This is a genomic window from Mesorhizobium sp. L103C105A0, from assembly GCF_000502215.1.
Classification (GTDB): Bacteria; Pseudomonadota; Alphaproteobacteria; order Rhizobiales; family Rhizobiaceae; genus Mesorhizobium.
In genome coordinates this window covers 293957-308002 of the sequence record NZ_AYXF01000001.1, presented here as the reverse complement: position 1 = coordinate 308002, position 14046 = coordinate 293957, and the positions used below count along the sequence as shown (strand labels likewise).

The following is a 14046-nucleotide window of genomic DNA, read 5'->3' as shown; positions in this document are numbered from 1 at the left end:
TGATGACAACCTACATCCTGCTGATGAACTGGACGGAACAGGGCGCCAGAAATATCCGAGAGTCGCCGAAGCGGCTCGATGCCGCCAAGAAGCAACTGGCCGACATGGGCGGCTCGTTCAAGGCGTTTTACCTGACTATGGGCGAATACGACATGGTGGCGATTATCGAGGCGCCCGACGATGCTGTGCTTGCTCGTTTCGCCCTGATGCTGGCAACGGGTGGCAGCGTCAAGACGCGAACGCTCAAGGCTTTCCCGGAATTTGCCTATCGCGAGATCGTCACTTCGCTTGGATAGCGCTGGGCGCGGGTCCGTGCGGCTCGGCGTCATATTGCGGGGCCGTGCCGTCAGGGTGATAGTCGCGCCATGTCCAAGCCTGCGCTGACCGTCTGGTACAACACACGCTGCCCGGTTTGCGATGGCGGCATCACCTGGCAGAAACGGCGGCTGATCGAGGCGATCAAGGCCGGGCGGATCGAATTCCGCGACATCAACCTCGAACCGGCGGCGCTCTCTGGCTACAGCGCCTCGCTGGAGGACATACGCCGCCGGCTGCATGCCACCGATGCCGAAGGCAGGCTGCTGGTCGGCGCCGATGTCGCGGTTGCCGTCTGGCGGGCGACGCCGGGCGAGGGCTGGCTGGCGACGCTCTTCGGCAATCCGGTCGCGCTGCCGCTGACGCGCTTGGCCTATGATCGTTTCGCCGATCTTCTCTATGCCTGGAACCGGCGCAAGGGCCGCTGGTAGCGAGGCAAGGCCCGAAGATATCTGCGGGCCTTACCGTCATGGGCGTTACCGGGACGCCGGCTCGCAAAGCCAGCCGACAATGCGGCGCACCGCCGGCAGCACCATGAGCAACGTTGGGAACGCTACCAGCCAGGACAGGCCCCAGGCAGTGAGCCAGACAGCCGGCAAATCAGGTTGCAGTCCAAGGCTTTTCAGCGTCGATATGAACGAGACGATGAAGGTCATCAGCAGCGACAGCACCAGCGGACTGACGATCGCGGCATAGCGCGCCGGCAGCTTGCCGCGCTTACGGGTCGTGGTCATTTTTGGATTTTCCTGAAACATCCGGTCCGTCGCATTTGGCATCCATTGCGCCGGGTTTCCGGCGGAACTGCCCGGAAAGACCGGGGTGGATGCGTTGCTTGACGTCAGACGCTTACGGAGAGGTTTTGGCCCTCACGCGCTTTCTAGCTGCCGGCGGCGGCGAAATCAACCTTCTGGCGCCGCCTTTAGATACATCGTAAGATATATCTTGACTCGTCGGCGGGGCAAGCCTAATTAAGATGTATCGTAAGATATAACTCAAGGAGCAATTCATGCACAGACATCATCCCTTTGGCGAGCGCGCCGAGCGCGCATTCCTGCACATGGCAGGCAAATTTGGTGGAAGAGGGGGCAGCGGCTTTGGTCCGTTCGGCCATGGCGGACGTGGCGGTGGACGCGGCGGCCCGGGCGACATGTTTCGCGCCGGGCGCATGCTGGCCGACGGCGATCTCAAGCTGATCACGCTGTCGCTGCTGGCCGAGGCGCCTCGCCACGGCTACGACATCATCAAGGCGCTGGAAGAGCGCACCAGCGGCATCTACAGCCCGAGCCCGGGCGTCGTCTATCCGACGCTGACCTTCCTGGAAGAGGCCGGCTATGCGGCTTCAGCCGCCGACGGCAACAAGAAGGTGTTTTCGATCACCGAGGCGGGCCAGGCGCATCTCGCCGAGAACCGCGAGATGATCGACGGCGTGCTGGAGCATCTCGAGCGCTTCGGCCGCAAGATGGCGAAAGCGCGGGACTGGTTCGGCTGGAACGACGACGGCGAGGAAGGCGGACGGCGTGGTGGACGGGGTCGCTCGGAAGCCCGCGAGGAGTTCCGCGCCGTGCGTCACCGGCTGCGTGCCGCGCTCGGCGATCTCGTCGACGCGTCGGCTGAAAAGCAGGCCGAGGCGATTGCAGTCCTGGAAGCCGCCGCTGAAGCCCTGGAAGCGCTATCGCGCGGTTGACCCCTGGCGAGAACGCTTGCCCGTTCGACTGAGGAACGGTACTGAAAATCATCCTGCACCGCGAGACGTGGTGCAGGATGATTGCCGTTGGAGGAAGCCCCATGTCTTTTCTGAAGCGTCTTTTCGGTGGTGGCGGTGAGGGGGGCGAGCCCAAGAGCGCAGCACCGGCAAAGCAGGTTGAGCACAAGGGATTTTTGATCAGTGCCACGCCCTACAAGGCGGAGGGGGGCCAATACCAGACCTGCGGCGTGGTTTCGAAGGAAGTCGACGGCGTGATGAAGGAACACAAATTCATCCGCGCCGATCGCTTTGCCGGACTGGGCGACGCCGTCGACATCTCGATCAAGAAGGGCATGCAACTGGTCGACGAGCAAGGCGAGAGGATGTTCGGGTAGCCTACAGCCTCGGATCGATTGGCTCGCTCTCCAGCGCCAGGACGCCGAAAACACACTCGTGAACACGTCGCAGCGGTTCCTTGGCGACAAACCGCTTCAGTGCCTCGTGACCGAGCGCGAACTCTCTGAGCGCCAGGCTGCGCTTGCCACCCAAGCCTCGTTCGCGCAGGCGCACGAGATTGTCCGGCGCATCGTATTCGGGGCCATAGATAATGCGAAGATACTCCTGGCCGCGCACTTTCAGCGCCGGTTGCATGAGCCCCTTCTTGTTTCGGCTGACGAAGTCGTGCGGCTTCACTACCATCCCTTCGCCGCCTGAGTCGGTCAGCGTCTCCCACCAGGCGACGGCCTCCGCACAAGAACCGGCATCGGCCAGGTCAACCATCCGCCATTGCGTTCGCGTTACCACGCCGCCCCCGGCAGCCAGACGGTCCGCAAGCGTCATGTGCCAAACGTGGTTCTGGTCGTACCAGACGCATCCCTCACTTGCCAGCAGGTGGAACGGCGCGACCTTCAGGTCGTCGACGCCCGAGACCGGCCACACGTAAGGCGCCCAGGCAGTGGCGTATCTGGCGGCACGCGCGGCGCGGTCCTCAATGCGAGCCTTGAGCGCGGCCGTATCCACGCCGCGTGCCATCGCACGGGCCAGCGCTTCGCGGCTGGCCTGGAGCCCAGCGGCCGCAGACGTTGCCACTGGGGCGTACTGGCTTTCAATCAGGCTGCTTGCCTTGGCCGACCATGGCATGATCTCGGTGTCCAGCAGCAACCAGTCGCTGTTCAATTCCTGCCATAGATCCGCAGCGTCGACGCTGGCGCGCAGGCGATTGAGCAGGCGCTCCGTCATGCCGCTGTCGCTGAAAAAGGAGCGTCCGGTCCGGGTCCAGATCGCGCCTGTCTCGTCGCCAGATACCCCGAACCGGTCGCGCGCCGTCTGCGCGTTTCGGCACAGAGCGATGACTGCCCGCGAACCCATGTGCTTCTCTTCGCACAGGATTTGGGTGACGCCACGCTCGCGGAAATGACTGAGAGCTTCCTCGGGGCGTTCCAGCCAGCCGGCTTGGCTGCTGGTCTCGGATGGCGACATTGTCGGCGGCAGATATACCAGCCACTGCGGCGACAGCGCGAAGCGGCTCATCACCTCAAGTGCCGCCGACGCGTTCTCCTCGGCCACGACAACCCTGCCTTTCAGTTCGGTCTCGATCCAGCGTCGCCCAGAGACATCCTGATAGTCGAGCACGCCGTCGGCATCGGCCTGTGCCGATTTGCCAAGGCCCGGTCCGCCGAGGGGACGCACGGGTTCGGACCAGGTCTCGACTGCCGGCACGTCGACCAGTTCGCGTTCCGGCCAGCGCAAGGCAGTCAGCTTGCCGCCGAACACGCAGCCGGTGTCGATGCAAAGCGTGTTGTTGACCCACTCCGCCAACAGCACCGGCGTGTGCCCGTATACTACGCTGGTTTTGCCCCGATAGGCGGCTGCCCAGTCGGCACGGACGGGCAGGCCAAATTCGTCGATTTCGCCCGTGGTTTCGCCATAGAGGGCGAACTCGCGCACCGCGCCGGAACCGCGCCCGATCATCTCTTCCTTGAGTCCGGCATGTGCCACGGCGAGGCGTCCGCCGTCCAGCCAGACGTGGCTGCGCAGGCTGTCGAGGAAGGCCGGCAAAGCCTCTCGCAGGCCGCGATCCTGAGCGTCCAACTGGTCGATGGTTTGCTGCAGGCCGTGGGCGATCGTGACCTTGCGGCCTTCCAGCCAGCGGCTGAGTTTGCGTTCGTGATTGCCCTGGACACAGTAGGCGGTTCCCGCCGCGACCATGCTCATGGCGATGCGCAAGACGTCGGGCACGTTGGGACCACGATCGACGAGGTCGCCGACAAAGACGATCTTGCGGCCTTCTGGCGGCGTTACAGTGACGGTCCGATCACCATGGCCGTCGGACCAGGCGATGCTGTAACCGAGCTGACAGAACAAGGTCTGAAGTTCGTCGGCGCAACCATGGACATCACCTATGACGTCGAAAGGACCGCAATCGTCGCGCTTGTCGGTCCATAATGGCTGACGCGAGACCTTGGCCGCGTCGATACTGGCCTCGCCGGTGAGCTTCCAGACCTGACGGAAACCTTCGCGTTGCAGGCCGCCGAGGCCCTTGCGAATTTCGTTCGTCATGCGCTGGGCAACGCCGGCGCCGAAGGGACGATCGGCTCGTAGCGCGTTGCGGGCGACGCAAACATCAACACCCGGATCGATGACCACGGCGACCGGCAAAGCGTGCCATTTGCGCGCCAGCTCGACCCACGCCTTGCGATCAGCGGGTCGCACATTGGTCGCGTCGATGACGGCCAGCTTTCGATGCTTGAGCCGTTTGCCGGCGATTTCGCGCACCAAATCAAAAGCGTCGGCCGAGACATCCTGATCAGTCTCGTTGTCGCTGACGAGCGCGCGGCAGCGATCCGACGAGATGATTTCGGTCGGCAGGAAGTGCCTGGCGGCGAAGGTCGACTTGCCCGATCCCGTCGAGCCGATCAGCACGACGAGGGCGAAGTCAGGGATGGTGAGGTCGGTCTTGTCTGGCTCTCTCATCGGGTGAACACCGCCATCTGCGTCGGCGCGCCGAGCACGGGGTCCACGGCTCCGATGCCACTTAAGGCGGCGCTATAGCCATAGATCTCGCCGATCCTGACCGCCCAGGCTTCAAACCGAACCCGGCCCCATTCGAAACGGTGATCCGGATGGCGAAAAGCGCCAGCGGCCAGACTGGGGAACAAGGGGTTGTAGTCAGCGTTCGGCGTAGTCACGATCACGAATTTTGGCGCTGTCTCGCCGAAGATAATACGCTCGATCATTGGCAGCCGGTCTTCGTCGAGATGTTCGATGACCTCGACCAGCACAGCGACGTCGGCTTCCGCCCATCGGCTGTCGCGATATGTCAGCGATCCGTGCAGCAACGTGACCCGGTCTTCAGGCGGCCCCCCGAACTCGTTCAGTTTGAGACGCTTGGCGGCCCATTCCAGTTCACGAATAGCGGGGTCGAGCCCGAACAGCTTGTGGACCCATTTTTCGCGCACGAGCCGATAGAGCAGCTTGCCTTCGCCACACCCCAAATCTGCAACACTGGCCCCTCCGGTCGCCCGAATGGCTTGCACCACGGCGTCCATGCGCAGGTCGTTCAGCCGGATGGGCGCCTCCAGCGCTTGCTCAGGTGCAGCCCGGGCTTCGGGGGGTAGACCTCATTGGCCGTCTCCGGAGCCAGCCGCTCCAGGGCGATGCGGGCCAACGCACCTCGGTTGCGCAGATAACGGCGCACGATCAGGTCTTTGGCTGGGTGGTTTTCCAGCCAGCCCTCGCCCTTGGACAGCAGCTTGTCAATCTCGGCCTCGCCCACCCAGTAGTGCTTGGTGTCGTCCATCACCGGGATCAGGACATAAAGGTGGTTGAGCAGGCTGCTTAGGCGGCCGGTGCCAGTCAGCCTCAGATGACCGTATCGTGGTCCACCCGCGCCAGATCCGACAGTTTCGACCGGCGCCAGGTTGACGGTCCATCCCAGCGGTTCGAATAGATCTCGAACCAGGGCCTCGCCGCCACGCATCGGCAGCGGGGTCACCACAGCTTCGAGCGGGAGGTCGCTATCGGCCAGTTGCTGGCGCACCTTCGAGATGCCGGTCATCGCTGTCCGCAGTACCTTGTTCAAAGCCACAGACAGAAATGACGATGCCGTATAAGGTCGGTCGTTTACATATTGATCCAGCAAGCCCTCTGCCTGGCCTTTGCCCCGAACGAGCCCTATCGGATCGACATCGAGCAGAAGCACAGCCTCACAACGCTCATCGGTCGCCTCCGGATAGAACAGCCAGGCCTTGCCGAAGGATAGGTCAGTCTCGTGCAGACGTTCGGGATGCTTGTGCAGCAAGAAGCCGAGATCTGTGGCTGGATGATGGGTTGTCGCGACGGAAAGGAACATCAGCGACCGATAACGCAGACAGGCCGAATAACCAATGGCGTTGCGCGGCAATCTAGTAACGCGATAGATCCGTTTTCGACACGCAACCTATCGCGCCGCCTGACAAGGAAAAAGGCAGGCGCCGAAGCGCCTGCCTTTTCAATGCGAATGACGGGGTGTGCTTACGCGGCGATTTGCGCGCTCGCGGTCTTGGCCACCACGGCATCGACCTTGGCGGTCGCATTGGCGAGCGCGGCGGTCACGGCGTCGGGACCCATGCCGACGCCTTCGATCCGGATGACGTCGACGTCGGTCATGCCGAGAAAGCCGAGCACGCCGCGCAGATAGGGGATGGCGTGATCGAACTGCACGGCCGCACCTTCGGAATAGATGCCGCCCGAGGCGAGTACGATATAGACCTTCTTGCCGGTGACGAGGCCCTTGGGACCACCCTCGCCATAAGAGAAGCTCTTGCCGGAGCGGGAGATGTGATCGACCCAGGACTTCAGGGTCGAGGAGATGTTGAAGTTGATGAAGCCGGTGGCCAGGATCACGGTGTCGGCTGCGAACAGTTCGTCAAGCACGATGTCGGAGACGCCGACGACTTCGGCCTGGCGCGGCGTGCGGGCTTCAACGGGGGTGTAGATGCCGGTCGCATAATCGGTGTCGATATGCGGCAGCGGGTTGGCCACGAGGTCGCGTACGACGAGCGTATTCGACGGGTCGGCGGCGACGAGCTTTTCAGCGAATTCGGTAGCGATACGGGTCGAGTGCGAGGCAGCGCCGCGCGGGCTCGAGGTTACAAGCAGGATAGACATAGCGGTTCTCTCCAGTGGGAATTGATTTCTCCCGCCTGATATGGGCCTACCGACCCATTCAAAAAACTGGTATATTTTCTATACGATCCATCCATAAAGTAGGTATGCCGTGCAGCCCAATCCGACGCTCGACCAATTGCAGATCCTGGTTGCGGTCGCCGACACCGGCAGCTTCTCAGCCGCCGGCCGCAAGCTTAACCGCGCGCAGTCCGTCATCAGCTACGGCATCGCCAATCTTGAAGCGCAGCTTGGCCTGAAACTGTTCGAGCGCGAGGGCACGCGCGAGCCGCAGCTGACCGAAATCGGCCGGGCGATGCTGGAGGACGCCCGGCGCATGGTCGGCGTGCTGCAGCGCATCCGTTCGCGTGCCGACGGTCACCATCAGGGGCTGGAGGCTGAAGTTGCGCTATCGGTTGACGCGGCGCTGCCCTCGCCGGTGCTGGTGCGGGTGCTGAAGGCGTTCGAGGCGCAGTTCCCGACCGTGATGATGCGACTGCATATCGGCACGCTCGGTCTGATCCCCGACCATGTCGTCAGCGGACAGTCGGATCTTGGCATCGGTGGCTTGCTGGGCGAGGTCGACGTGCATCTCGTGCGCATCGGCTTCATGTCGATCGTGCTGGCTGCCGCCCCCACCCACCCTCTGGCACTGCTGCCGAAACCGGTGGCGCTCGAGGATACGCGAGAGCACACCCAGCTGGTTGTCAGCGACCAGTCGGAACGCACCAAGGGACGCGACTTCGGCGTCTTTGCCTATCGTACATGGCGGCTGACAGATGTGCGTATCAAGCATACGTTGATGCGCGAGGGGCTGGGCTGGGGCGGGTTGCCGCGCTGGCTGATCGCGGACGATTTGGCCAGCGGCAGGCTGGTCGAACTCGACCTTGAACCTTTTAGCGAGGTGCGCTCATCGCTCTACGCCATGCACCGCGCCGACCGCAGCCCGAAACCGGCGGCGGCCTGGCTGATCGACCAGTTCAAACGCCAGCTCGGCTGCTTCAACGAGTTCGACCCGGACGACCTGCCTGAGGGCGAGCCGGAGACAGCCCATCGATCAGAGCCATGAGCACGGCGCGATAGTCTTCGGCCGAGGCGCCGGCCTCGACGGCAAGTGCTGCGCGGTCGAAGGCGGCGGCGAGCAAAGCGGTCAGCGCATCGGCAGGCAGTCTGGTCATCGACTGTTCGCGCATCGCCGCAACCAGGCCTTCGCGCAGCGACCGGTTGCCGTGGTGATTGTCGATCGCATCCATGGCGGCGCGGCCAAGCACGGCCGGCCCGTCGAGCAGCAAAAGCCGCGTGCGGCCGGGCGCGCGCATGGCGGCGAGATAGGCGTCCGAGCCGGCAATCAGCGCATTGCGGGCAAACAAAGAAGGCGGCGAGGCGCGCTCGATCTCTTGCGCCACCGCCGCCGCCTCCTGCTCGACCACGGCGGCAAACAGCGCCTGCTTGTCGGCAAAGTGGTGATAGAGCGCGCCGCGGGTGACGCCGGCGGCCGCAACGATCTCCGGCGTGCCGGTCTCGGCATAGGACTTTTCGATGAACAGTTTGCGCGCCGCAGCGATCAGGTCGGCGCGCGTCGCTTCGGTGCGGTCGCGGTTGGAGCGGCGCGGGGTTTCTCGTTGCATACATGCAGCCTGTATGTTATTTCGAATTACATGCAAACTGTATGTTGGCTGACGGGAGAAAGAAAGATGAAGACGACGAGCTATTATCCGGTGCTGATGACGGGCGACGTAGCCGGCACGAAAGCCTTCTATATCAATCACTTCCGCTTCAAGCCGCTGTTTGCGAGCGACTGGTATGTGCATCTGCAGTCTGCCGAGGATCGCCGGGTCAATCTCGGTATCGTCCAGGGCGACCACGAGACGATCCCCGAGGGGGGGCGCGGCCGCACATCGGGGCTGCTGATCAATTTCGAGGTGAGGGATCCTGATGCTGTCTATGAACGGATCGTTGCGGCCGGCCTGCCGATCCTGTGCCCGCTGCGCGACGAACCCTTCGGCCAGCGCCATTTCATCACCAGGGATCCCAATGGCGTGCTGATCGACGTCATCAAGCCGATCCCGCTCGGCCCGGAATTTCAGGCGCAATTCGCGGCGGGCGCGGCGGGCGCCTGAACGATGGCAGCAAATGTCGGCAGCGGCTCCGGCCGCTGTGGCCGGACCCGCACCATGCGGTCTATGTTGGTGATGTTGAAGCTGGGCCTGCCGCATGCGTGACATCTGCCTTGTTCGGGCGCCATCCAATCTCGGCCTTCGGCCCTTGGAGCCGGGCCATGTGCCCGGCACCTGGCGTGCGCCGCAGGCGCTGAGCCAAGCTGGTTTGATCGAGTCGCTGGCGCCGGGGCGGGTGGTCGATCTCGACAGACCCGCCTACAGTACCGAACCGCAACCGGGCACTAGGCTGCGTAATGGTCCGGCGATCCGCCGCTTCAACCTCGATCTTGCCGAGATCGTCACCCGTGCGCTTGGCAAGGCGAGTTCCCGCTGATCATCGGCGGCGACTGCTCGATCCTGCTTGGCGCACTGGTCGCCGCGCGGCGCTCGGGCGCGGTCGCCCTGGTCCATGTCGATGGCCACAGCGATTTCCGCCATCCCGGCAACTACGATGTCAATGCCTCACTCGGCTCGGTTGCCGGCATGGATCTGGCACTTGCCACCGGACGCGGCGAGGCTTTGCTGGCGCAATGGCCAGGTGTTGTCGGTCCGCTCGTCGCCGACGAGGCGGTGGTTCAGATCGGCGAACGCGAGAGCCGCGATGCCGATTTTGCCTGGCCCGACATCAATGCGACCGCCGTCACGCGCATCGACGTCTTTGCCGCGCAGGAACTCGGCGCGGCTGGAGTGTTGCAAAAGACAAGAGCGACGCTGGCGCGCGCCGGCTGTCCCTACTGGCTGCATCTCGATGTCGATGTGCTCGACCAGACGGTGATGCCGGCGGTGGATTCGCCCGGCAGCCCCGGCATCGACCCCGATGAACTCGTTGCCATTCTGTCGGCGCTGACAGCGGACCAGCGCTGCACCGGCTTGGACATGACGATCTACGATCCCGACCTCGACCCGACCGGTGACCTTGCGCGACTGCTGGTGTCGCTGCTCGGGCGGGTGCTCAACCCTCGATAAGGGCTCAACTCGCCCTTGCTACCGGCGTCACCGTCACTTGGCTGACGCCGGTGCGGCGCACCACGGTGCACAGCGTCTCGCGGCCGATGCGTTCGGCGTCGAGCATGCGCACGAGGTCGTCGACGCCGGTGACCGGGCGACCGTCTATTGACGCGATGATGTCGCCTTCCCTGAGGCCGGCCTTCGCCGCGGGTCCGTCTTTCTCGACGCTGCGCAGCCGTACCGCCGTACTGGTGGTCACCTGCGACAGAAGGGCGGCGCGGCGCGGCAGGTTGGTGGTGTCGGCGGAGATGCCGATGAAGGCACGGCGCACGCGGCCGAAGCGGATGATCTCCGAAATGACGAAATTGGCGGTGTTGGAAGCGACCGCGAAGGCGATGCCTTGCGCGCCGTGGATCATGGCGGTGTTGACGCCGATGACCTCGCCTGCCGACGACACCAGCGGTCCGCCGGAATTGCCGGGATTGAGCGCGGCATCGGTCTGGATGACATCGTCGATCAGCCGCCCGGTCGAGGCGCGCATCGAACGGCCAAGTGCGGAGACCACGCCTGACGTTACGGTCCATTCGAAGCCGAGCGGATTGCCGATGGCAATGGCGATCTGGCCGCGCCGCAGCCGCTTGGAATCGCCGAGCGGCGCGACTTCGGTGAAGCTGCCATCGGCGCGCACCAGCGCGATGTCGGTGTCGGGGTCGCGGCCTAGCACACGGCCTTCGCTGGAGGCGCCGTCGGGCATAGAGACGCGCACCGTTTTGGCATCGCCAACGACATGGAAATTGGTGACGACCAGCCCGTCCGGGGTGATGACGAAGCCGGAGCCATGGCCACCTTGGCCACCGACGCGCTCGATGCGGCAGACGGCTGGGCCGATGCGGTCGACGGCGTCGGCGACTGTCGTCGAATAGGCGTCGAGCAGTGTGTCGTCGGTTTCGAACTTGTGGGCGGCGAGGGCCATTGGCGGGGCTCCGTGTTTTCAGGCGCGATGATGACTATATGTGCGGAGCGGCTCGAACTGCCGCGACCTGACCAGATGGCCAGTCAAACCAGTAACTAGCCGTCAGACGAGTACCTCCGGGCGCACTGCCGAGCGATATCTGGGGCATGAGAAAACCCAGGAGATCATCATGAGTGACTTCAACCTTAATGCATTTTCCGAGGCCATCGCCGATCTCGCCGCCAAGGCTGCGCCGGCAACGGCAAGTTTCACCACCCATCACCATCGCACCGCCAGCGCCTTCCACTGGCGTGACGGCTATTTCGTCACCGCCGAGGAAGCTGTCGAGGCCGGTGAGGAGATCGAATTGACATTGGCTTCGGGCGAAGCGGTGAAGGCCGAACTGGTCGGTCGCGATCCGTCGACCGGCGTAGCGCTTCTGAAGCCGGCCGGCGCGGCCGCGGCGCCTGCGCTCGCCAAGGCGGATGGGGTGCGGCCGGGCAACGTCGCCATCGCTGTCGGCAGCAGTCAGGGCTCGGCGCTGGCTGTCTCGGGCTCGGTCGGCGAGGTCGGCCCCGCCTGGCGCTCGATGCACGGCGGCACCATCGATCGGCGCATCAATCTCGCCGTCAATGCCGGCGGCCGTTTCGAGGGCGGGCCGGTGCTTGACGCCAAGGGCGCGCTGATCGGCATGCTGCTGTTTGGGCCACGTGGTCGTGCGCTGGTCATGCCTTATGAGACGATCGAGCGGGCCGTGGCGACGCTGCGTGAAAAGGGCCATGTCGCGCGCGGCTATCTCGGCGCCGGCCTGCACCCGATCCGTGACGGCGCGGCGCGCGGCGCCATGGTCATGAGCCTCGACGACAATGGTCCGGCCAAAGCCGCCGGCCTTGCGCTGGGCGACATCATCGTGGCGTGGAATGGCGAGGCCGTGCACAGCCCGCGCGAACTGATCCGAAAGCTTGGGCCGGATAGCGCGGGCGCTGCGGTGACGCTCGGCGTGGTGCGCGGCGGCGAGCAGCGCGACGTCGCGCTGACCGTCGGTGAAAAACCGCTGAGCTGAGAGGGCCGATGGAAAGCGACACGCTGACAAGGCCGGAGGCGGGTGGGCCGGAGGTGGGTGGGCCGGAGGTGGCGGGCGGCGGACGCCAGCTCGTGGTGCTGATCGCGCTGCACGATGCCGCGCGTGCCGAGCGCCTGTCAGCTTCGCTTGCCATGGCGGACGATCTGCTTCCGGTCGTAGCCGGCAGCGGGATTGCCGACGTCGCTGTCTTCGATGACGCTGTTGCGAACAGTGCGGCCTGGCTCGATCGAGCCGATGGTGGCAACAGCGCAATCCCACGGGTGCTGCTATCCGCGAGCGCTGGCCGGCCGGAAAACCGGGTGCTTGCCGTGCTGCCTTTGGCGTCGGATGCGAATCTGATCGCGGCTGCCGTCAGACTGGCGGCGGCCGGCTACCGGGTGTCCAGGGATGGGCGTTCGACGCCCGCTCGCCACGACGATTTCGATGCCGCCGCCAACGGCGGAAGCCATAGCGGGCTGTTCGGCGAGGAGCCGTTGGACGATGGCGCTACCGCCCGTCCGGCGCTGTCGCCGCGCGAGGCCGAAGTGCTGGCGCTGCTGGCCGAAGGCGCACCCAACAAGGTGATCGCGCGGCGACTGAACATCTCCGTGCACACGGCAAAGTTCCACGTCGCCGCGATCCTGATCAAGCTGGGTGCTGCGAACCGCACGGATGCCATCGCGATCGCGATGCGGCAGGGCCTGGTGCTGGTCTAACCCCCTTTTCCGTTTGAGCCTACGTTGCGTAACCCGTTGCAGGCTGCCGAGGCCTTGCGCAGTGCATTGCCGCCGCGCAATGGTTCGCGTCAGTGATGTAGCAAGGGAGGTGCCAAGACATGTCGCTCAAGGGAAAGACGCTGTTCATCTCCGGCGGGTCGCGCGGCATCGGGCTGGCGATAGCGTTGCGGGCGGCGCGCGACGGCGCCAATGTGACGATCGCGGCCAAGACCGCCGAACCGCATCCGAAGCTGCCGGGCACGATCTATTCGGCGGCTGAGGAGATCGAGCAGGCCGGCGGCAAGGCGCTGCCTGTTTTGTGCGACATCCGCGTGGAGGCGCAGGTGGCCGAGGCGGTTGCCAAGACCGTCGAAAAGTTCGGCGGCATCGATATCTGCGTCAACAATGCCAGCGCCATCCAGCTCACCGGCACGCTGCAGACGGACATGAAGCGCTACGATCTGATGCACCAGATCAACACGCGCGGCACCTTCCTGGTGTCGAAAATGTGCATTCCGCACCTGAAGTTGGCAAGCAATCCTCACATCTTGAATCTGGCGCCGCCGCTCGACATGAAGGCCAAATGGTTCAAGAACCATGTCGCCTACACCATGGCCAAGTTCGGCATGTCGATGTGCACGCTGGGGATGAGCGCCGAGTTTGCCAAGGACGGCATCGCGGTCAATTCGCTGTGGCCGATCTCGACCATCGACACGGCTGCGGTGCGCAATCTGCTCGGCGGCGCGACGGTGGCGGCGATGAGCCGCTTACCCGACATCATGGCCGATGCCGCACACGCCATCTTCCTGCGCTCATCGCGCGAGACATCAGGCAATTTCTACATCGATGAAGAGGTGCTGCGGGCCGAGGGCGTGACCGATTTCGCGGTCTATGCGCCGGGCGCGACCGGGCCGCTGGCCGGCGACTTTTTCGTGCCGGACGCGGTATTTGCCAATTCGCCGACGAACGTCAAAAGCATCTACTGACGGAAATCACGGGCCGACGGCGCTGCTTCCTCATCCACCTGCCGGCGTTTTTCGAAAAACCAAGCAATTGGCTTTTCG

18 protein-coding genes are annotated in these 14046 nt (G+C 64.3%); 11 read left to right on the top strand and 7 right to left on the bottom strand.

The features are described from left to right. Positions 1–2 precede the first annotated feature (2 nt). The gene (locus X727_RS162970; protein ID WP_023672447.1) at positions 3–296 is read left to right on the top strand and encodes a GYD domain-containing protein; all 294 of its coding nucleotides are present in this window, start codon (positions 3–5) and stop codon (positions 294–296) included. 69 nt (positions 297–365) lie between these two features. Beyond that, positions 366–746, top strand: a complete 381-nt coding sequence (locus tag X727_RS162975) for a DCC1-like thiol-disulfide oxidoreductase family protein (protein WP_023833483.1) — start codon at positions 366–368, stop codon at positions 744–746. A 45-nt stretch (positions 747–791) separates the two neighbouring features. Here X727_RS162975 and X727_RS162980 read toward each other — a convergent pair whose 3' ends face one another. Next, positions 792–1049, bottom strand: a complete 258-nt coding sequence (locus X727_RS162980) for a DUF2798 domain-containing protein (protein WP_023672449.1) — start codon at positions 1047–1049, stop codon at positions 792–794. 272 nt (positions 1050–1321) lie between these two features. Between X727_RS162980 and X727_RS162985 the strand changes: the two genes are divergently transcribed. Together X727_RS162985 and X727_RS162990 are read left to right on the top strand one after the other, a co-directional pair. Beyond that, the gene (locus X727_RS162985) at positions 1322–1999 is read left to right on the top strand and encodes a PadR family transcriptional regulator (protein WP_023733292.1); all 678 of its coding nucleotides are present in this window, start codon (positions 1322–1324) and stop codon (positions 1997–1999) included. 101 nt (positions 2000–2100) lie between these two features. Further along, the gene (locus X727_RS162990; RefSeq protein ID WP_023701148.1) at positions 2101–2394 is read left to right on the top strand and encodes an HlyU family transcriptional regulator; all 294 of its coding nucleotides are present in this window, start codon (positions 2101–2103) and stop codon (positions 2392–2394) included. A gap of 1 nt (position 2395) precedes the next feature. On the opposite strand, the gene X727_RS162995 is transcribed toward X727_RS162990, so the two are convergent. From X727_RS162995 to X727_RS163000, 4 genes are all read right to left on the bottom strand, one after another. After that, the gene (locus tag X727_RS162995) at positions 2396–4972 is read right to left on the bottom strand and encodes a polynucleotide kinase-phosphatase (protein WP_023833482.1); all 2577 of its coding nucleotides are present in this window, start codon (positions 4970–4972) and stop codon (positions 2396–2398) included. Then, entirely contained in the window at positions 4969–5547 is a 579-nt protein-coding gene (locus X727_RS1000000168835; protein WP_245274105.1) for a methyltransferase domain-containing protein, read from the bottom strand. The genes X727_RS162995 and X727_RS1000000168835 overlap by 4 nt, the downstream gene beginning before the upstream one ends. Positions 5548–5558: 11 nt before the next feature. Next, positions 5559–6401, bottom strand: a complete 843-nt coding sequence (locus tag X727_RS1000000168830) for a 3' terminal RNA ribose 2'-O-methyltransferase Hen1 (protein ID WP_245274104.1) — start codon at positions 6399–6401, stop codon at positions 5559–5561. 110 nt (positions 6402–6511) lie between these two features. Next, positions 6512–7147, bottom strand: a complete 636-nt coding sequence (locus tag X727_RS163000; RefSeq protein WP_023672454.1) for an FMN-dependent NADH-azoreductase — start codon at positions 7145–7147, stop codon at positions 6512–6514. 109 nt (positions 7148–7256) lie between these two features. Between X727_RS163000 and X727_RS163005 the strand changes: the two genes are divergently transcribed. Continuing rightward, positions 7257–8213 carry a LysR family transcriptional regulator gene (locus tag X727_RS163005; RefSeq protein WP_023748198.1) on the top strand — a complete coding sequence of 319 codons (957 nt, stop codon included), beginning with the start codon at positions 7257–7259 and terminating at the stop codon, positions 8211–8213. Here X727_RS163005 and X727_RS163010 read toward each other — a convergent pair. Beyond that, positions 8146–8772: a TetR/AcrR family transcriptional regulator gene (locus tag X727_RS163010; protein ID WP_023748199.1), complete on the bottom strand. Its 627-nt coding sequence runs from the start codon at positions 8770–8772 to the stop codon at positions 8146–8148. The genes X727_RS163005 and X727_RS163010 overlap by 68 nt on opposite strands. A gap of 66 nt (positions 8773–8838) precedes the next feature. Between X727_RS163010 and X727_RS163015 the strand changes: the two genes are divergently transcribed. The 3 genes from X727_RS163015 (at position 8839) to X727_RS01000000164310 (ending at position 10269) form a co-directional block, all read left to right on the top strand. After that, positions 8839–9264 (top strand): VOC family protein, encoded by a 426-nt coding sequence (locus tag X727_RS163015; protein WP_023748200.1) that lies wholly within the window; start codon positions 8839–8841, stop codon positions 9262–9264. 94 nt (positions 9265–9358) lie between these two features. After that, complete coding sequence (locus tag X727_RS1000000168825; protein ID WP_245274103.1) at positions 9359–9637, top strand: hypothetical protein; 279 nt, start codon at positions 9359–9361, stop codon at positions 9635–9637. Next, the gene (locus X727_RS01000000164310) at positions 9634–10269 is read left to right on the top strand and encodes an arginase family protein (RefSeq protein ID WP_348524521.1); all 636 of its coding nucleotides are present in this window, start codon (positions 9634–9636) and stop codon (positions 10267–10269) included. Before X727_RS1000000168825 ends, X727_RS01000000164310 begins: the two co-directional genes overlap by 4 nt. 4 nt (positions 10270–10273) lie before the next feature. On the opposite strand, the gene X727_RS163020 is transcribed toward X727_RS01000000164310, so the two are convergent. After that, the gene (locus tag X727_RS163020; RefSeq protein ID WP_023672459.1) at positions 10274–11224 is read right to left on the bottom strand and encodes a trypsin-like peptidase domain-containing protein; all 951 of its coding nucleotides are present in this window, start codon (positions 11222–11224) and stop codon (positions 10274–10276) included. Between the two features lie 169 nt (positions 11225–11393). Between X727_RS163020 and X727_RS163025 the strand changes: the two genes are divergently transcribed. The 3 genes from X727_RS163025 (at position 11394) to X727_RS163030 (ending at position 13968) form a co-directional block, all read left to right on the top strand. Next, positions 11394–12266, top strand: coding sequence for a S1C family serine protease (locus X727_RS163025; protein ID WP_023833481.1), 873 nt, complete (start codon positions 11394–11396; stop codon positions 12264–12266). 8 nt (positions 12267–12274) lie between these two features. Further along, positions 12275–12982: a helix-turn-helix transcriptional regulator gene (locus X727_RS1000000168405; protein ID WP_196814968.1), complete on the top strand. Its 708-nt coding sequence runs from the start codon at positions 12275–12277 to the stop codon at positions 12980–12982. A gap of 119 nt (positions 12983–13101) precedes the next feature. Next, entirely contained in the window at positions 13102–13968 is an 867-nt protein-coding gene (locus X727_RS163030; RefSeq protein WP_023833480.1) for an NAD(P)-dependent oxidoreductase, read from the top strand. Positions 13969–14046 lie beyond the last annotated feature (78 nt).